Source organism: Pedococcus sp. P2_D7, assembly GCF_056404295.1.
On record NZ_JBFUEH010000006.1, the window covers coordinates 239,119 to 257,804 of the forward strand.

Below are 18,686 nucleotides of genomic sequence, written 5' to 3' on the forward strand. Positions count from 1 at the left end.
CGACGCCATGACGGTGCAATGACGACGCTCGCGGGCGACAGCCACGGTGGGCTGGTCATCGACGCCGCAGGCCTGTCCAAGTCGTTCCGCGCCCGCGGTGGCGGCGTGACCGAGCTCTTGTCCGACGCGTCCCTGCAGGTGGCGCCGTGGACGACCGTCGCAGTGATGGGTCGGTCGGGGGTGGGCAAGAGCACGCTGCTGCGAGCCCTCGGCTTGTTCCAGCCGTTCGACGCGGGCAGCTACCGACTCCTGGGCTCCGATGTCGCAGGACTGTCCGACCGGGCCTGCTCCGCCTTGCGGGCGCGGCACATCGGGTTCGTCTTCCAGGAGTTCCGGCTGCTCCCCCACCTCACGGCGACGGGGAACGTCGAGACGGCAGCGGCCATCGCCGGCCTGCCGGCCGGGACGCGGCGTCGGGAGGCGCATCGCGCCCTCGAGCTGGTGGGCCTGTCGCACCGCCTCCGGGCCAGTCCGCGCACCCTGTCTGGCGGGGAGCAGCAACGAGTGGCCCTGGCGAGGGCCCTGGTCAAGCGTCCGTCGCTGATCCTGGCCGACGAGCCCACCGGCGCCCTCGACGACACCACCGCCGCTGCGGTGCTCGAGATCCTGCGCGATGCGGTGGCCGTCAGCGCGGCAGCCCTGGTGGTCGTCACCCATGACCCAGTGGTCGCCAGGGCCTGCGATCGGCAGCTTCGCCTGCACGCCGGACAGCTGGTGCCCCTGCTCGAGGACGACGAGGTGGGCGCTACCGAGGGCTTCGTCGTGGGCTCCACCGCATGAGGCGCGCCATCACGTTGGCCAGGCAGGAGGTCAGGGGCAACTGGCGTCGCAACCTCGTCAAGGGCGTGATCCTGCTCGGCGCCATCGGCACCCAGCTGTTCACGTCGCTCGCGGCTGCGGCGAGTGAGGAGGCGGTGACGACCTATGGTGCAGCGGTCTTCGGCTACGAGCAGACCTTTCGGGCCGACCTCGAGACTCCGCCGTCGTTGGCCCAGCTGCAGACGATGGACGCGACCCTCGACAGCGAGACCGTCGCGCACCCCGGGGCCGTGGTGGTGCTGCAGGCCAACCTGAGCGCCCGGCTGACCTCCACCGCGGCACCGGTCGGGGGGCCGGAGACGGCCGCCTCGCTCACCTCCTTCCACGGACCGTGGGCCGAGATCAGCGCCACGACGGCGGGGTCGACGAGCTTCGCCGAGGTGAAGGGGCCGACCGCGCTGCCGCGACTGGTGATCAGCGGGCAGACGGCGGACCGGTTGGGGGTGGCCACCACGACGCTGGTCACGGTGACGGTCGCAGGCGCCCCACCGCCCGATCCCGGAGCAGAGGACTCGTCGAGCGCCGGGGACTCCTCGACATCGGGGTCCGGGGTCGGTGCCGACGGCTGGGCGCAGAGCCCGCTCGCCGTGCCCGACATCCCGGCGCACCGCGGGCCGGCTGAGCGGAACAAGGCCCTGGTCAACGACGTGCTGGCCAGTCGCAGCCTCCTGCACCTGATCGGTGCGGCACCCGAGAGCGCCTCGCTCTACTGGCGCTGCGCGTCTCCCGAGTGCGGCGATGTCGCCAGCATCGCCGCGACCATCGCTCGCACCGCCGGGCTGAGCCTGGCCGCGGGCTATCGGGTCGACTCGCACGACGTGCTCACGCCAGTCCTGCGCCAACAACGCGAGCAGGGAGCCTTGTTCGCGTGGGTGGCGCTCGGCCTCGGCGCCATCGCGGTCGCCGTCGTGGCCACGGCGATGGTGGAGGTGCGCACACCGGAGCTGGTGACCCTGCGCACACTGGGAGCCACGCGGTCGACCCTCTTCGCGGCCGCCCTGCTCGAAGGGCTCGTCGTCGCCGTCGTCGTCGGCATCCTCTCGATGGCGGCGGGCCTGGCGCTGGCTCGCCTCGACCCCGACCTGCTCAACCACATCGACGCGGTCGAGCTGCCGCAGTTCCAGCCACCCCTGGGGGTCTACCTCCGCACCGGGACGGTGACCGTGCTGGTCGGCCTCCTCACCGGGCTCCTCCCGGCCCTGCGCGCCTACCGACTGGTGCGGGCCCACTGACGACACAGGCCTGACGAGGGCTGTTGGCAACTTGTGCCAAGGCGAGGCAGCCGCGCGACCGGTTGAATCTCACGCATGGCGCAGCGACGGATCAGGATCGGGATCGACACCGGAGGCACGTTCACCGACGTCGTCGCGTTCGAGGAGGGCACCGGGGAGCTCGTCACGACGAAGACACCGTCGACGCCGAGCAACCCCGCTGACGGGTTCATCAACGGCGTGACCAAGGTCCTCGACCTGATGGGGGCCACCGGCCGGGACGTCACCGCCGTCGCGCACGGCACCACCGTCGCCACGAACAAGCTCCTCGAGGGCAAGGTCGAGCGGCTGGGGTTCGTCACCAGCGAGGGCTACGAGTTCATGCTCGAGATCGCCCGCCAGGCCGTCCCCGACGGCTACGGCAACTCCTACTTCTGGGTCAAGCCCCCGCGCATCGTGCCCGCCGACGCGGTCAGGACCGTCGGCGGACGGATGGACTTCCAGGGCAACGAGATCCGCCCGTTCGACGAGGCGTCGGCCGTCGCCGCGGCGCACTGGTTCCGCGACCACGGCATCACCACGCTCGGCGTCTGCTTCCTGCACTCGTACGCCGATGACTCCCACGAGCTGGCCATGCGTGAGGTGCTGCGGCGCGAGCACCCCGAGGCGATCGTGTCGATCAGCAGCGAGGTGCTCCGCGAGTACCGCGAGTACGAGCGCTCGATGACCACCCTCGTCGACGCCGCCGTGAAGCCGAACGTCAGCCGCTACGTCACCAACATCCAGCAGCGGCTGGCGCAGATCGCCCCCGACGCCGCCTTCTCGATCATGAAGTCCAACGGCGGCGTGCTGTCCGCCGACGAGGTCGTCAACCAGCCGATCACCACGGTGTTGTCAGGCCCGGCGGCCGGCGCGCTCGGGGCGGGGCTCATCGCGAAGCGGGCCGGCTTCCCCAAGGTCCTCACCTGCGACGGCGGCGGTACCTCGACCGACGTCTCGGTGGTGCTCGACGGCGAGCCGACCCTGACCACCGAGGGCACGGTCGGCGCCTACCCCAGCAAGATCCCGATGATCGACGTCGTCACGGTCGGCGCGGGCGGCGGCTCGGTCGCGTGGGTCTCCCCCGAGGGCACCCTCAAGGTCGGGCCCCACTCGGCCGGTGCCGACCCGGGTCCGCTCTGCTACGCCAAGGGCGGCACCGAGCCGACCATCACCGACGCCCATGTCGTGCTCGGACGGATCCCTCCCCACCTGCTCGGCGGCGAGATCCCGCTCGACGTCGAGGCCGCCCGCACCGGCATCGACGCGCTGGCGGCGCGGCTGGGCATCGACCCCACCCGCTGCGCGACCGGCATCCTCGAGATCTCGGCCTGGAACCAGGCCAACGCGCTGCGGCAGGTCTCGGTGAAGCGCGGCCTCGACGTCCGCGACTTCATGCTCACCACGTTCGGTGGGTCCGGTTCGCTGCTCGCCTGCCGGCTCGTCGACATCCTCGACCTGGCCGGGGTGGTCGTCCCGCAGAACCCCGGCAACGTCAGCGCCTTCGGGCTGCTCACCGTCGACGTCAAGAACGACTACGTCCAGACCATGGTCGCCAAGCACACGGCGCTCGACCACGCGGCCGTCCAGAAGACCTTCGACCACCTGACCGACCGGGCCGCGAAAGCCCTTGACGGCGAAGGCTTCCCCCGCGACGCCCACCGCTACACGCGCACCGTCGACCTGCGCTACTTCGGACAGGCCTTCGAGGTGCGCGTCACCGCCCCCGACGGCCCCGTCGACGAGGCGTATGCCGCGCACGTCGCCGAGTCGTTCCACGAGGCGCACCGCGCCCTCTACGGGTACGACTTCTCGGCCGACCCGAGCCAGCAGGTCGAGTGGGTGAACCTGCGCGTCACCGGGATCGGTCCGATCACCCGACCGGAGCTGCGTGAGCTCGAGACCCGCGCCGTTTCTTCGGAAGATCCGCCTGGTCAGGACCCGGCGGATCTTCCGAACCAACGCAGCCGGCGGGCGGTCTGCTTCGACGCGGACGAGGGTTACCGGGACACACCGGTGTTCTGGCGTCCCGATCTGCGAGCGGGAGACACGTTCGACGGGCCCGCCATCGTCGAGGAGTTCGGCTCGACCGTGCCGGTCCACCCCGGCTTCACCGTCACGGTGGACTCGATCGGCAACCTGGTCATCACCAAGGAGGGTGCCCGATGAACACCGCTGGCCTGCCCACGGCGTACGAGCACGGCAACCGGCTGACCCCGCTGGGCACCGAGGTCGACCCGATCCTCGTGGAGATCGTCCAAGGCACCTTGGCGAGCGTGGAGATGGAGGTCGAGACGGCCATCGCCCGCACCAGCCGCTCGCCGATGATCCGCGACGCGCACGACTTCCGGGCGGGCATCCACGACCGGCAGCTGCGCAAGCTGACCGGCCGGTCCTACAGCGCGCTCGTCCACCCGATCGCCCGCGACTTCCCCCTGTCCGAGATGGCCGAGGGCGATGTCTTCTTCCACAACGACGTCTACGAGTCCGAGGGCGGGATCGGGCACCTCCCCGACCTGTGTGTGACGGTGCCGGTGTTCAGCGGTGGCGAGGTGGTGGCCTTCGTCCAGGCCTTCGGCCACCACGACGACATCGGCGGAGCCGTGCCCGGGTCGATGCCGAGCAACGCCTCCAGCGTCTTCGAGGAGGGCCTCGCGGTCCCGCCGATCAAGCTGTGGGACAAGGGAGTGCCCAACAAGGCGGCGTTGCGGATCATGACCCGCAACAGCCGGATGCCCGACTCGCTGGCGGCCGACCTCGACGCCGAGTGCTCGGCCTGCCTGATGGGCGCCCGACGGCTGTCCGAGCTGTTCGAGCGCTATGGCCGCGACACCATCGAGGCGACCTTCGACACGATCCTCGACCAGACGACCGAGACCTACCGGCGCGAGATCCTGTCGAAGATCCCCGACGGCACCTACGTCTGGGAGGACTACGCCGAGCACGACGGCGTCGACGACCCACGGCTGCACACCCAGCGGATCACCCTGACCAAGGAACCCACCGGCGGCCCCGGCCCCGGCGACGGCGGCCCGCGGCTGGTCATCGACTTCACCGGCACCGCGCCGCAGGCCAAGGGCCCGATCAACCACTGCGGCGACTACGTCGGGGGCAACTTCCTCAAGAAGTGGCTGGCCCCGATCCTGCGCAACCTGGCGGACAGCCCGGAGCGAATGGCCGAGCTCGACGTCAACGAAGGCGTCGTGCCGCTGATCGAGATGCGCTTCCCCGACAAGGGCACCCTGCTCACGCCGATCTTCCCGGCCCCGACGAACGCCCGGACCTTCGTCATCCTGAGGCTGCTCGGGGTGCTGGCCGGCGTGGTCGCCAAGGCCGTCGACGGCAAGATGCCCGCCGACCAGGAGACCATCCGCTACACCGGGGTCTACGGCAAGGACCGCGACGGCAACGACTACCTCATGCGCGAGGTGCTGGGCGGCGGTTCGGGCGGCCGCTACTACGCCGACGGCGAGGACACCATCCATGTCGTGCCGGACTCGCGCAACCTGCCGACCGAGTTCACCGAGAGCCGGTTCCCGTTCATCGTCGAGCGCCTCGGGCTCGCCGTCGACTCCGGCGGTGCGGGGCGCTACCGCGGCGGGCTGGGCTACGAGAAGCAGATCCGCATGCTCAAGGACGCCCACTTCATGTCGATCGCCGACCGCTCGATCCTCGCGTGCTGGGGCGTCAAGGGTGGCAAGGCCGGCAGCTCGTTCAGCGTCACGATCGACGTCGGTGGTCCCGACGAGCGCGAGGTCGACGCCCTGGCCGACGCCGAGCCGGTCAAGGCCGGTCAGGTGATCCGGATCCGCACCACCGGAGGCGGTGGCTGGGGCGACCCGCTCGAGCGCCCCTACGAGGACGTCGAACGCGACCTGCGCTGGGGCAAGGTGTCCTTCGAGGGTGCGCGCACGGCATACGGGGTGGTCGCGTCGGGCAGCAAGGACGAACCCGTCATCGACACGGACGCGAGCGACGCGCTGCGCCAGCAGCTGCGCGACGCCCGGCCCGAGTCGGCGCCGTTCTTCGACCGCGGCCCCGGTTACGCTCGGCTCGCCGACGGCAAGGCCGCCGCCGACGTCGACTGGCTGTAGTCGGCTGCCCCGAGGGTGGCTTCGTGACAGGGGCGCCTGCCGGCCAGGACCGGCCCCGCTGCGGAATGCGGTCAAAGTGGCCCGGGCAGGTAACCTGTCGCCCCGGGGCCGTCGCGCCCTGTCCCCGGCGGCAGGCCAGGAGGGACACCGGCCGGGCAGGACAGTCCCTCGGCCCCGAGGCGCAGGGAGGACGCACGTGCTGCGAAGCCAGCCGGCACCCGAGGTCATCGGGAGCCAGCTCTCCCGCGTGAGCCGGCCGACGCCACCCCCGACGGGGCGCGCGGCACGGTCCGGTGGGCAGCGTCTGGACATCCAGGGCCTGCGCGCGGTCGCGGTCCTCGTGGTGGTGGCGTACCACCTCTCCCCCTCCAGGCTCACCGGCGGGTACGTCGGCGTCGACGTGTTCTTCGTCATCTCCGGGTTCCTGATCACGAGCCACCTGCTCCAGTCGCGACTGGAGGCCGGTCGCGACCTCGTCGAGTTCTGGGGGCGACGGATCCGACGCCTGCTCCCCGCTGCGCTGGTGGTCCTGGGGTGCACGCTCGTCGCCACCGTGGTCCTCGCGCCCGACGGTCGATGGCTCGAGACGGCCAAGCACGTCCTGGCCTCCGGGCTCTACGTCGAGAACTGGCGGCTCGCGGCCGACTCGACGAGCTACCTGAAGGCCGAGAACCAACCCACGCCCGTGCAGCACTACTGGTCGCTGTCGGTCGAGGAGCAGTTCTACCTCGTCTGGCCGATCATGCTCCTGCTGGTCACCAGGCTGGCGCGGGCCAGGGGCTGGGCAGTGGGCCGCACGGTCGCGTTCGCCGTGACGGGGGCTGCCGCCTCGTCCTTCGCGTTCTCCGTGTACGAGACGTCGACCAACCCGTCCGTCGCCTACTTCTCCACCCCCGTGCGCCTCTGGGAGCTGGCCGCAGGAGGCCTGCTCGCGGTCGCTGCTGCGTCGTCGGTGCGGTGGGAGGCTCGACGCGCCCTCTGGCCCGTGCTCGGGCTTCTCGGGCTGCTGGCCATCGTCGTCGCCTCCGTGACGTTCTCCGACAGCACGCCGTTCCCCGGATGGAAGGCCGCCCTCCCGGTCGGGGGTGCCGTCCTCGTGCTCGCGGCCGGGTGCTGGGGTCGGCGGGGCGCGGCCGACCGGCTGCTCAGCCTGCAGCCGCTGCCGTTCATCGGTGACATCTCGTACTCGATCTACCTCTGGCACTGGCCGCTGATCGTGCTCCTACCCTTCGTCTCCGGGTCCCTCGGCCGGCTGGACAAGGTCGCCGTCCTCGTGGCGAGCATCGGGTTGGCGTGGTTGACCAAGGTGACCATCGAGGACCGCTTCCGCCGTCCTGGGATCACCTGGGTGGGCCGCGCGCCGTTCCGGTTCGCGCTGGTCGGGATGCTGGTGATGCTGCTCGGCAGCACCGCCGTGACACAGGTCATGGACCGCCGGGTCGCCGACCAACGCGCCCAGGCTGCCGCCGAGCTGCGGGCAGCGGGGCCGTGCCTGGGGGCGGGCACGCTGGCGTTGGGGCCGACGAGGTGCCCTGACCGGGGCAAGGACCCGATCCCGGCTCCGGCTCAGGCACAGCAGGACCGTTCCGCCCTCTATGACCGCTCGTGCTTCGTGGAACCACCCTTCGACACCGTGCGCAGGTGCACCTACGGTGACCCGAACGCCGAGATCTCGGTCGCGCTGGTCGGCAACTCGCACGCCGGGATGTGGTTCACCGCCCTGCAGGAGCTGATGGGCACCGAGCACTTCAGAGTCACCTCCTTCGTGGCCGACGGCTGCAACGTCACGACGGCCCGCCTCCACTACGACCCCTGGTCCTGGGGGACCGGTTGCCTTGCCTGGGGCGAGAAGGTCATGAAGGCCACGACGGACGGGTCCTTCGACGTCGTCGTGACCTCCGCCATCCAGACGCGGGCGCCGGAGGCTGCTCAGGACGACTACCCCCAGCGCTTTCCCCTGGCCCGGAAGGGACACCTGGACGAGCTCCGGCGTTGGGACGCTGCCGGGGTCCAGGTGCTGGTGATCCGTGACACCCCGCGGGCGCCCCCAGGCGTCGGTCCCGTGCCGGATTGCGTGGCGACCCACCCGACCGACCTCAGGAAGTGCAGCGGCAGCAGGGCGTCCTGGGTCCCCCAGGACCCGCTGGCCGCAGCCGCGGAGAGCATGGACAGCCCTCATGTCTCGGTCGTGGACCTGACCGACAAGCTCTGTGACGAGGCGACGTGCTACGGGGTGGTCGGCGGGGTGATCACGTACTACGACCGCCACCACCTCACCCAGACGATGGTGCGAACGCTCGCGCCGTACATCCGAGGACCCCTCCAGGCTGCGATCAAGGGCGCCGACCGCGGCAGCTGACCCGGGCAGGCCTGCCACCGTGCTGCGGACGGCCTCTCCCACGAGGGGTCGGCGCCCTGACAGGATGAGGCGGTGACCGCACCACTGGAAGACGTCGTCGTCATCGACCTGTCGCGAGCCCTGGCTGGGCCGCACGCGGCAATGATGTTGGGAGACATGGGCGCTCGCGTCATCAAGGTCGAGTCGCCGGGCACTGGCGACGACACCCGTGGCTGGGGGCCGCCGTTCGTCGGACCCGACGACGAGCCCATCTCCACCTACTTCCTCGCGGCCAACCGGAACAAGGAGTCGATCACCCTCGACCTCAAGTCGGACGACGGCCGCGACGTCCTCACCAAGCTCGTGCAACGCGGCGACGTGCTCGTCGAGAACTTCCGCCCGGGCGTCCTCGACCGGCTGGGGTTCTCGGCGGAGCGGCTGCACGAGCTCAACCCGAGACTCGTGCTGCTGAGCATCAGCGGGTTCGGCCACGACGGGCCGCAGGGCGGACGAGCCGGCTACGACCAGATCGCCCAGGGCGAGTCCGGGCTGATGTCGGTGACCGGTCCCGACGCCGACACCCCGCAACGCGTCGGGGTGCCGATCGGCGACCTGCTGGCGGGCATGTACGGCGCGTACGGCGTGGTGACCGCCCTCCACGAGCGCCACACCACCGGCGTCGGCCGCGTGGTGCGGACCAGCCTGCTGGCCGCCCTCGTCGGCGCCCACGCGTTCCAAGGCACCGCCTACACGGTGGCCGGCCACGTCGGTCGGGCGCAGGGCAACCACCACCCGTCGCTGTCGCCGTACGGCCTGTTCCACTGCCAGGACGGCGACATCCAGGTGGCCTGCGGCAGCGAGTCGCTGTGGCGCAAGCTCGCCGAGGCGTTCGACCTCGACCCGGACACCCCTGGCATGGCCACCAACCGCGAGCGCACCGTCAACCGCGACCAGGTGACGGCAGCCCTCAACGCCGCCTTCGCCACCCATCCCCTCGCCGAGCTGCTCCCCCGCCTCGCCTCGCTGGGCATCCCGGCGGGCGAGGTCCGCACCATCGACCGCGTCTACGACTGGGACCAGACCCGTTCGCAGGGCCTGGTGCTCGACGTCGACCACCCCGTGCTCGGCCACATCGAGCTGCCCGGCCCACCGATCCGCTTCGACGACAACCCGTATGCCGGTGGGCGCAGCGAGCACGACGCGCCACCGACACTCGACCAGCACGGCGCGAGCATCCGGGCCTGGCTCGACGAGGGCGCAGGCGGGCAGGCGGGCTGGTCGTGACCGGCCCCGTGCTGCGTCCGTTGGGACCAGGGACCTCGCGGTCGTCGAGGAACTCCTCGACGCTCAGGTCGGGGGCCGCCAGCAGGCGCGGCTGGGCGACCGGACAGCACGGCATACCCCTGCGCGACGAGCTCGTGCTGCACCGCGTCCTGTCCTGAACCACCCGGTGCGGGTGAAGGTCAGACTGCCCGCAGGGGCTTGCGGTTGCGCAGCTTGCGGCGCACCTGCTTGCCGATCGCCTCCGCGGCGATGCCGAGGCGGTTGCGGCCGGGCTCGGGGTTCGGGAGGGCCAGCGAGATGACCTGGCTCCACGCGGACGCGACCTGCTTGGGCAGCGGCCCCGTCGTGTAGGTCAGGCCGTAGCGCTCGCAGATCTCCTGCACCTTGGGCGCCAGCTCGCCGTAGCGGTTGCTCGGCAGGTCGGGGAAGAGGTGGTGCTCGATCTGGTGGCTCAGGTTGCCCGACATGATGTGCAGGGCCTTGCTGCCCGAGATGTTGGCCGAGCCGAGCATCTGGCGCAGGTACCACTCGCCCCGGGTCTCGCCCTCGATGGACGCGCGGGCGAACGTCTCGACCCCGGTCGGGAAGTGGCCGCACATGATGATCGAGTGCGTCCAGACGTTGCGGACGAAGTTCGCCGTCGCATTGGCCGCGATGGTGTGGAAGAACGACGGGCCCGAGAGCAGCGGGTGGATGAGGTAGTCCTTGCGCGCCTGGCGGCCGACCTTGCGCAGCACCATCTTCCCGTTGCGCTTGAACTCCTCCTTGTCACCCCGGCCGGCGAGCTGCTTGCCGATCTCGAGGTCGTAGGCGGCGATGCCGTACTGGAAGAAGCACATGTTGAGGAAGTTGTAGATCGGCTGGCCGAGGTAGGCCGGCGTCCAGCGCTGGTCCTCGTCGACGCGCATGATGCCGTAGCCGAGGTCGTTGTCCTTGCCGATCACGTTGGTGAACGTGTGGTGCAGCTCGTTGTGGCTGTGCTTCCACAGGGCTGCCGGGGTGGCGCTGTCCCACTCCCAGGTCGTCGAGTGGATCTTGGGGTCGCGCATCCAGTCCCACTGGCCGTGGAGGATGTTGTGGCCGACCTCCATGTTGTCGAGGATCTTGGCGACGGACAGGCCGGCGGTGCCGACGATCCAGGCCGGCGGGAAGATCGAGAAGAGCAGCACGGCGCGCGAGGCCAGCTCGATCTTGCGCTGCACGTCGATCACCTTGCGGATGTATGCCGCGTCGCTGGCTCCGCGCGACTCCAGGACTTCCTGGCGCAGCGCGTCGAGCTCCATGGCGAGCGCCTCGACGTCCTCGGCGGTCAGGTGCGCGGTGGGGTCGGCCTTGCCGGAGCGCTTGGGCACGTGGCGGCGCTCGGCGATGGCGGTCGACAGGCGGCTGTTCGTGGAGCGCGGGGACGGGGTGCCGGGAGCCTTGGGCGTCGAGGCGGCCGAGCCGTCGATGGTGAGGTCATAGGTCTCTGCGGTGGCAGTCATGAGGTCTCCTTAGAGGTCGATCTCGCAGTGGCCGGCAGCAGCCGACACACACGTCTGGATGCGGATGCCGTCGCCCTTGGCGGCAATGGTCAGGTCGCCGTTGCGCAGGTCGCGCACGGCACCTTCCTTCAGGGGCACGACACAGCCGAAGCAGATGCCCATCCGGCAGCCGGAGGGCATCAGGACACCGGCGGCTTCGCCGGCATCGAGGATCGGGGTCGAGCCGTCGGCATCGACGGTGATGCGCTGGCCGCCGAAGGTGACGGTGCCACCCTCGCCTTCGGCGATGATGACCGGGCGGAAGCGCTCGGTGTGGAGTCGGTCGGTGATCTCGGCGTCGGCCCAGGCCGCCTCGAAGGCGTCGAGCATGCCGGTGGGCCCACAGGCCCAGGTCTCGCGGAAGCGCCAGTCGGGCACGAGCTCGTCGAGGGAGTCTGTGCCGACCATGCCCTCGGTGTCGGTGTGCCGCTCGACGAGGCGGATGCGTCCGGCGTCGGCCCACTCGCGCAGCTCGGCGGCGAAGATGACGTCGGCCTCGGTGGGCGCGGAGTGGATGACGACGACGTCCTGCAGCTCGTCGAGGTGGTTGCGCAGCATGCCCATCACGGGCGTGACACCCGAGCCGGCGGTGACGAACAGGGCCCGCGCCGGACGGAGCGCCGGGAGGACGAACTCACCGGTCGCCTGGTCGAGGTGGATCAGGGTGCCGGGCTGCAGCGTCCGCACGACGTGGTTGCTGACCTTGCCGTCCGGGATCGCCTTGACGGTGATCGAGATCAGCCCGTCGGGCGACGCGACCGGGGAGGTCAACGAGTAGGCGCGCCAGTTGCGGACACCGTCGACGTCGACGCCGATGCGGATGTACTGGCCGGGCACGTGCCCGGCCCAGGACCGGCCGGGCCGGATGTGCACGGTGGCGGCGTCGCGGGTCTCGGGCGTCACCGAGACGACCCGGCCACGCAGGTCGGCGCCGGCCCGCATCGGCGCGATGAGGTCGAGGTAGTCGTCGGGCAGCACGGGGGTGGCGACTGCTTCGGCGACTCGACGGAGGACCGTACGCAGGGACGGCAGGGGTCTCGTGGACCCGGACGTCGTGCGAAGTGGGAGAACTGCGGTCATGGTTCTACTATGAGCGAACAGGTAGGCTAATTTCCTGACCCATCAGAGTGAGTTTTCGTCAGTGTTTTGTTCGCTAGGAACAACATGAGCACCGAACCGCCCCTCAAGTCCCCTTCGCCCGACGCAGCGGCCACCGCCGCCGCAGCAGCCACCTCGGTCACTGCCGCCCCACCGAGCACCCCGGCCACCTCCGCCACCGAGCGCGCTGCCGGTCTCACCATGTCACCGGAGGTGCTCGCCCGCCTCAAGGGTGCCCTGCCCGCCGTGGCGAGCCACGCGGTCGAGGCGATCATCGAGGAGGTGCCGAGCTACGCGAGCGCCCGCGACTACCTCGTGGGCAACATCGAGACAGCCGTGCAGGTCGCCCTCGGCACGTTCCTGTCGATCGCGGCCCGCGCCGACGACCCCAGCTCGCCGCTCGGCCCGGCCCGGGAGGCGTCCTACAACCTCGGTCGCGGCGAGGCCCGGAGCGGCCGCAGCATGGACGCCCTGCTGTCGGCCTACCGGATCGGGGCCCGCGTCTCGTGGCGAGGCCTGTCGGAGGAGAGCGTCCGGGCCGGCATGAGCGCCGAGCTGCTGGCGCGCTTCGCCGAGCTGGTCTTCGCCTACATCGACGAGCTCTCCGCAGCCAGCGTGGCCGGCCATGCCGACGAGCTCGCCACCGCCGAGCGGGTCCAGCAGCGCCAGGTCGAGCGGCTCGCCCTCGAGATGCTCCGCGGCGCCTCCGACGAGCTGGTCACGCGCCGGGCCGAACGCGCCGGCTGGGACCTGCCCAGGTCGGTGACCGTGCTCCTGGCGCCCGACTCCGAGCTGCACCACATCCGGTCGCTGGTCGACGGGCGATCGCTCGTCCTCACCGAGGACGTGCCCGGTGTCGACGCCCGCGACGACGTCGCGGCACTCATCGTCCCCCGGCTGACCCCGACGGCCCGGCGCCGCCTGGTCCAGGCCCTCGAGGGCCACGACGTGGTGCTCGGACCGACCCGCCCCTGGCGCGAGGCGGCCACGTCCCACCAGCGAGCCCTGCGAGGGCGGGCGACGCGCACCGGGGAGCGGACGGCATACGACACCGACGCCCACCTGGCCGAGATCGTGCTGAGCGCCGACCCCATCGCGCTCGCCGACCTCCGCGCCCAGGCCCTCGCTCCGCTCGACGACTCCACGCCGGCCAGCCGCGAGCGGCTCGAGGAGACCCTGCGGCTCTGGCTGCTGCACCGCGGCCGCCGCGAGCCCGTCGCCGAGGCGCTGTTCGTCCACCCGCAGACCGTCCGCTACCGCGTCGGCCAGCTGCGTGAGCTGTTCGGCGACGCCCTCGACGACCCGCGCCGGGTCGCCGACCTCGTCATCGCGCTGGGGGTCGCCCAGACCCCCGTGCCGGCCACGGCCTCGACCTGACCGGCCGATGCCGCACCCAGGCCCCCCGGTCCGCTGTCGCAGATGTGCCAAGTCGACCCACGCCATTGGGCAGGTCCTGACAACGTCACGCGGCGCCGGGCATCCCTAGGCTCGCCGCACGGACGACGAACGGAGGTGGCATGCGGGTCCTGATCGCGCTCGGCGGCAACGCCATGACCGGTCCCGACGGCAGCGCCACCCCGCAGGCCCAGCGGGAGGCCATCGCGCAGGCGATGGAGCACGTCGCCACCGTCATCGCGGCCGGGCACGAGGTGGTCCTCACCCACGGCAACGGTCCCCAGGTCGGCAACCTGCTCGTCAAGAACGAGCTCGCGGCCCACGTCGTCCCGCCGGTCCCCCTCGACTGGTGCGGCGCCCAGACGCAGGGAACCATCGGGTTCACGATCCTCGACACGCTCGAGGCCGCCCTCGCGGCCCAGGGGGTGGACCAGCGGGTCGCCGCCATCGTCACGCGCACGCTCGTGGCAGCAGACGACCCGGGCTTCGCCAAGCCCACCAAGCCGATCGGGCGGTTCCTCGCCCACGACTACGCGCGCCCCCTGATCGAGCACGGCGAGACCTGGGAGGACCGCGGCCACCAGGGCTGGCGCCGCGTGGTCGCCTCCCCCGAGCCGCTCGAGGTGCTCGAGACCCACACGCTCCGCACCCTGCTCGGCGCGGGCTACGTCGTCGTCGCAGCCGGTGGCGGCGGCATACCCGTGGTGCGCGAAGCCGACGGCACCGTGCACGGCGTCGAGGCCGTGATCGACAAGGACCTCACCGCAGCAGTGCTCGCCAGCGCCATCGGCGCCGACGTGCTCATCATCGCCACCGATGTCGAGAACGCCGTCCTCGACTACGGCACCCCCGGCGCGCAACCCGTCGGACGGGTGCGGCTCGCCGACATGGAGGCGTATGCCGCGGACGGCCAGTTCGCGTCGGGCTCGATGGGCCCGAAGGTCGAGGCCGCCATGCGGTTCGTCCGCCACGGCGGCCGCCGCAGCGTGATCACCGCACTCGACCGCATCGCTGAGGCCCTCCATGGCGACGTCGGCACGGTGATCGGAAACCCTTCAGTACCAACCGAACTCGACGCCGAACAAGAGGTCGTCACATCAACCGACGACTCACCACCAGCTGTCAGACCAACAGAGAGGTGACCGCCATGCCCGAGCCCATCGAGGTCCGCAAGGTCCCGATCCACAGCGTGTCCGACGCGAGCGAGCTGGCCAAGCTCATCGACGACGGCGTGATGGACGCCAGCCGGGTGGTCGCCATCATCGGCAAGACCGAGGGCAACGGTGGCGTCAACGACTACACGCGGATCATCGCCGACCGCGCCTTCCGCGAGGTCCTGGTCGCCAAGGGGGCGCCGGCCGACCAGGTGAAGCAGGTGCCGATCGTGTGGTCCGGTGGCACCGACGGGATCATCAGCCCGCACGCCACGATCTTCGCGACGGTGCCCGCCGACCAGGCCGAGCAGTCCGACGAGCTGAGGCTGACGGTCGGGTTCGCGATGAGCGAGCCGATCCTGCCCGAGGAGATCGGCTACACCGGGATGATCAGCAAGGTCGCCGACGCCGTGCGGGTCGCCATGGAGCGCGCGGCCATCACCGACCCGGCTGACGTGCACTACGTGCAGACCAAGACCCCACTGCTGACCATCCACACCATCCGCGACGCGGAGTCGCGCGGCAAGTCGGTCTGGACCCACCACACCCACGAGTCGATGGACCTGTCCAACGGGACGACCGGTCTCGGGATCGCCGTCGCCCTCGGCGAGATCGAGATGCCGACCGACGCCGACGTGATGAACAACCGGTCGCTGTTCTCGGCGGTGGCCTCCTGCTCCTCCGGTGTCGAGCTCGACCGGGCGCAGGTCGTGGTGGTCGGCAACACCAAGGGAATCGGCGGCCGCTACCGCATCGGCCACTCGGTCATGCGGGACGCCCTCGACGCCGACGGGGTGTGGTCGGCCATCAAGGACGCCGGGCTCGACCTGCCCGAGCGCCCGCACTCGTCAGACCTGCAGGGCCGGCTCGTCAACGTCTTCCTCAAGTGCGAGGTCAGCCAGACCGGCGAGGTCCGTGGGCGCCGCAACGCCATGCTCGACGACTCGGACGTGCACTGGCACCGCCAGATCAAGTCCGCCGTCGGCGGCGTCACCGCCTCCGTGACCGGCGACCCGGCCGTGTTCGTCTCGGTGTCGGCAGCCCACCAGGGCCCCGACGGCGGCGGCCCGGTCGCGGCCATCGTCGACCTCGGGTCCGGCGAGCCGACCGGCTACCGCGCCCCGACTCCCGACTGACTGCGTCTGCCCCGACGTGGTGGCAGTCGCCGAGTCAGGCGGTGTCGGCCTAGAAGCTGTCGCCGCTGCCTGACTGGTAGGCGGTCCAGGCCTGGTCCGACTCGGCCTGTGCCCTGCCCCGCGTATGCCGCGGCGTGGGATCGATGCCGTCCCACTTGCGGTCCACCACCCAGGCCAGCACCAGCACGACGAACACCACTGCTCCGACGATGATCCAGAACATCGCTGACTCCCCTCTGCCAGCCGGACCAGGTCCGGATGAGGCCAACGGTCCCACACGCCGGACGCCCGCGGAATCCCCACTCGGTGGGGCGAGCGAGTCAGTGGGAGAAGTGGCGGGTACCGGTGAAGTACATCGTGATGCCGGCCGCCTCGGCCGCGGCCACCACCTCTTCGTCCCGCACGGACCCACCAGGCGCGACCACGGCTCGCACTCCCGCGTCGAGCAGCACCTGCAGGCCGTCGGCGAACGGGAAGAACGCGTCGGACGCCGCGACCGCACCCTTGGCCCGGTCGGCGCCGTCGGCGTTGGCCCGTGAGACCGCCAGGTGGCAGGAGTCGACCCGGTTGACCTGTCCCATGCCGATGCCCACCGAACCGCCGCCACTGGCGAGCAGGATGGCGTTGGACTTCACCGCGCGCACCGCCCGCCACGCGAACTGCAGGTCGGCGAGCGTCGACCCGTCCGCAGCCGCACCGGCGACCAGCCGCCAGCGGGACGCGTCGTCCCCTCCCGGGGTCTCGCCCTCGACCACGGCGTCGATCCGGTCGGGCACCTGCACGAGCAGGCCCCCGCTGATCGGTCGCGTCTCGATGGGGTCGCGGTGTGCCGCCAGGTCGGCGGGGAGCTGGAGCAGGCGACGGTTCTTCTTCTCCCGCAACACCTCCAGCGCGTCGACATCGAACGAGGGGGCGGCGATGACCTCACTGAAGGTCTCGTTGGCAGCGAGCGCCATGGCCTTGGTCACCGGCCTGTTGGTGGCGATGATGCCGCCGTAGGCGGACACGGGGTCACACGCATGAGCCGCGGCATACGCCTGCTCCACGGTGGCGCCCACGGCGATGCCGCAGGGGTTGGCGTGCTTGATGATCGCCACGGTCGGCTGGTCGCCGTGGTCGTACGCGGCACGCACCGCGGCGTCGGTGTCGATGTAGTTGTTGTAGGACATGTCCTTGCCGTGGAGCTGCTCCGCGGAGGCGACGCCCGGACGCCAGTGCGTGTAGAGGGCGGCCGGCTGGTGCGGGTTCTCGCCGTAGCGGAGCACGTTGGCGCGCTGGAAGGTCGCACCGGTCCAGGCCGGGAAGCCGGTGCCGTCACTGGTGTCGGTGTAGACGTTGCCCATCCAGTTCGCGACCGCGTTGTCGTAGTCAGCGGTGTGCACGAAGGCCTGCGCTGCCAGCCGCTTGCGCTCGGTGAGCGTGAACCCTCCGTCGGCGACGGCTGCGAGCACTGCCGGGTATGCCGCGGTGTCGGTGACGACCGCAACGCTCGGGTGGTTCTTGGCCGCCGCCCGCACCATGGACGGTCCGCCGATGTCGATCTGCTCGATGACCTCGTCGGGGCCGGCGCCGGAGGCCACCGTCTCGCGGAACGGGTACAGGTTCACGACGACGAGCTCGAACGGCTCGACGCCGAGGTCGGCCAGCTGGGCGACGTGGTCGGCCTTGCGGGTGTCGGCGAGGATCCCGGCGTGGACCCGCGGGTGCAGCGTCTTGACCCGGCCCTCCAGGCACTCGGGGAACCCGGTGAGGTCCTCGACCTTGGTGACCGGCAGCCCCAGGCCGTCGATGAGGGCGGCGGACCCACCCGTCGACACCAGGGCGACCCCGGCGTCGTGGAGGCCACGCGCCAGCTCCTCGAGCCCCGTCTTGTCGTAGACCGAGACCAGCGCCCTGCGGATCGGCCGACGGCCGGCCTGGTCCACGGTCTCGGGAGTGGGTGCGGAGGCAGACTGCTCGGTCACGGAATGGTGGCCTTCCCATCGGAAACGGTGATTCCTTCGCGGGCCGCGCGGCCCACGATCTCGACGAGCAGCGGGTGCTCGACAGCTTTGATGCGCTCGTGGAGCGTGTCCTCGGTGTCGTCGGCCTCGACGTCGACGGTGGCCTGGGCCAGGACCGGCCCGGTGTCGATGCCCGCGTCGACGACGTGCACGGTGCAGCCGGTCTGGTGCGCGCCGGCCGCGAGGGCGTCACGGACTGCATGGGCGCCGGGGAAGGACGGCAGAAGGGCAGGGTGGGTGTTGAGGACGGTCCATCGCCGGAGGACCTCGGCCCCGAGGAGCTTCATGAACCCCGCGGAGACCACGAAGGCGGGCCGGTGGTCGCCGATCCGCTCCGCCAGGGCGGCGTCCCACTCCGCCCGGGTGTCGAAGTCCTCGACCCGGCAGACGAACACGGTGATGCCGGCCGCCGCTGCGCGGTGGAGTCCTGCGATGCCGGCGCGGTCGCCACCGACGGCGAGGATCCGCACGCCGTAGGCCGGGTCTGCGGTGGCGTCGATGAGAGCTTGGAGGTTGGTGCCCGATCCGGAGACGAGCACGACGATCCCGGTCGGCTCAGGGGCAGTCACCCGGGAGACGATACCGAGCCGCC

General features: G+C 71.1%; 15 protein-coding genes. 10 read left to right on the forward strand and 5 right to left on the reverse strand.

Annotation, left to right across the window (positions count from 1 at the left end):
* Positions 1-18: 18 nt before the first annotated feature.
* From AC1DWJ_RS16140 to AC1DWJ_RS16170, 7 genes are all read left to right on the forward strand, one after another.
* Positions 19-780, forward strand: a complete 762-nt coding sequence (locus AC1DWJ_RS16140) for an ABC transporter ATP-binding protein (RefSeq protein ID WP_457252647.1) — start codon at positions 19-21, stop codon at positions 778-780.
* Positions 777-2,051, forward strand: coding sequence for an ABC transporter permease (locus tag AC1DWJ_RS16145; protein WP_477621331.1), 1,275 nt, complete (start codon positions 777-779; stop codon positions 2,049-2,051). Before AC1DWJ_RS16140 ends, AC1DWJ_RS16145 begins: the two co-directional genes overlap by 4 nt.
* A 75-nt stretch (positions 2,052-2,126) precedes the next feature.
* Positions 2,127-4,238 (forward strand): hydantoinase/oxoprolinase family protein, encoded by a 2,112-nt coding sequence (locus AC1DWJ_RS16150; protein ID WP_477621332.1) that lies wholly within the window; start codon positions 2,127-2,129, stop codon positions 4,236-4,238.
* On the forward strand, positions 4,235-6,163 hold the full coding sequence (locus tag AC1DWJ_RS16155; RefSeq protein WP_457252650.1) for a hydantoinase B/oxoprolinase family protein: 1,929 nt from the start codon (positions 4,235-4,237) through the stop codon (positions 6,161-6,163). Before AC1DWJ_RS16150 ends, AC1DWJ_RS16155 begins: the two co-directional genes overlap by 4 nt.
* Before the next feature lie 196 nt (positions 6,164-6,359).
* Entirely contained in the window at positions 6,360-8,522 is a 2,163-nt protein-coding gene (locus AC1DWJ_RS16160) for an acyltransferase family protein (protein ID WP_477621333.1), read from the forward strand.
* A gap of 72 nt (positions 8,523-8,594) precedes the next feature.
* A complete protein-coding gene (locus AC1DWJ_RS16165; protein ID WP_477621334.1) occupies positions 8,595-9,785 on the forward strand; it encodes a CaiB/BaiF CoA transferase family protein in 1,191 nt (396 codons plus the stop codon).
* Complete coding sequence (locus AC1DWJ_RS16170) at positions 9,782-9,943, forward strand: hypothetical protein (RefSeq protein ID WP_477621335.1); 162 nt, start codon at positions 9,782-9,784, stop codon at positions 9,941-9,943. The genes AC1DWJ_RS16165 and AC1DWJ_RS16170 overlap by 4 nt, the downstream gene beginning before the upstream one ends.
* A gap of 21 nt (positions 9,944-9,964) precedes the next feature.
* Here the strand turns inward: AC1DWJ_RS16170 and AC1DWJ_RS16175 are convergent, their stop codons facing one another.
* Positions 9,965-11,269, reverse strand: coding sequence for a fatty acid desaturase family protein (locus tag AC1DWJ_RS16175; protein WP_457252653.1), 1,305 nt, complete (start codon positions 11,267-11,269; stop codon positions 9,965-9,967).
* Positions 11,270-11,278: 9 nt separating this feature from the next.
* The gene (locus AC1DWJ_RS16180; protein ID WP_477621336.1) at positions 11,279-12,388 is read right to left on the reverse strand and encodes a ferredoxin reductase; all 1,110 of its coding nucleotides are present in this window, start codon (positions 12,386-12,388) and stop codon (positions 11,279-11,281) included.
* Positions 12,389-12,472: 84 nt separating this feature from the next.
* Between AC1DWJ_RS16180 and AC1DWJ_RS16185 the strand changes: the two genes are divergently transcribed.
* From AC1DWJ_RS16185 to bar, 3 genes are all read left to right on the forward strand, one after another.
* Entirely contained in the window at positions 12,473-13,783 is a 1,311-nt protein-coding gene (locus tag AC1DWJ_RS16185) for a PucR family transcriptional regulator (protein ID WP_477621337.1), read from the forward strand.
* 140 nt (positions 13,784-13,923) lie between these two features.
* Positions 13,924-14,943, forward strand: coding sequence for a carbamate kinase (locus tag AC1DWJ_RS16190; RefSeq protein ID WP_457252656.1), 1,020 nt, complete (start codon positions 13,924-13,926; stop codon positions 14,941-14,943).
* 5 nt (positions 14,944-14,948) lie between these two features.
* Entirely contained in the window at positions 14,949-16,091 is a 1,143-nt protein-coding gene (gene bar, locus AC1DWJ_RS16195) for a barbiturase (protein WP_477621338.1), read from the forward strand.
* Between the two features lie 49 nt (positions 16,092-16,140).
* Here the strand turns inward: bar and AC1DWJ_RS16200 are convergent, their stop codons facing one another.
* From AC1DWJ_RS16200 to purN, 3 genes are all read right to left on the reverse strand, one after another.
* Positions 16,141-16,314 (reverse strand): hypothetical protein, encoded by a 174-nt coding sequence (locus AC1DWJ_RS16200; protein ID WP_477621339.1) that lies wholly within the window; start codon positions 16,312-16,314, stop codon positions 16,141-16,143.
* A 97-nt stretch (positions 16,315-16,411) separates the two neighbouring features.
* Positions 16,412-18,055: a bifunctional phosphoribosylaminoimidazolecarboxamide formyltransferase/IMP cyclohydrolase gene (gene purH, locus AC1DWJ_RS16205; protein ID WP_477621340.1), complete on the reverse strand. Its 1,644-nt coding sequence runs from the start codon at positions 18,053-18,055 to the stop codon at positions 16,412-16,414.
* Entirely contained in the window at positions 18,052-18,663 is a 612-nt protein-coding gene (purN, locus tag AC1DWJ_RS16210) for a phosphoribosylglycinamide formyltransferase (protein ID WP_457252660.1), read from the reverse strand. The genes purH and purN overlap by 4 nt, the downstream gene beginning before the upstream one ends.
* Between the last annotated feature and the right edge of the window lie 23 nt (positions 18,664-18,686).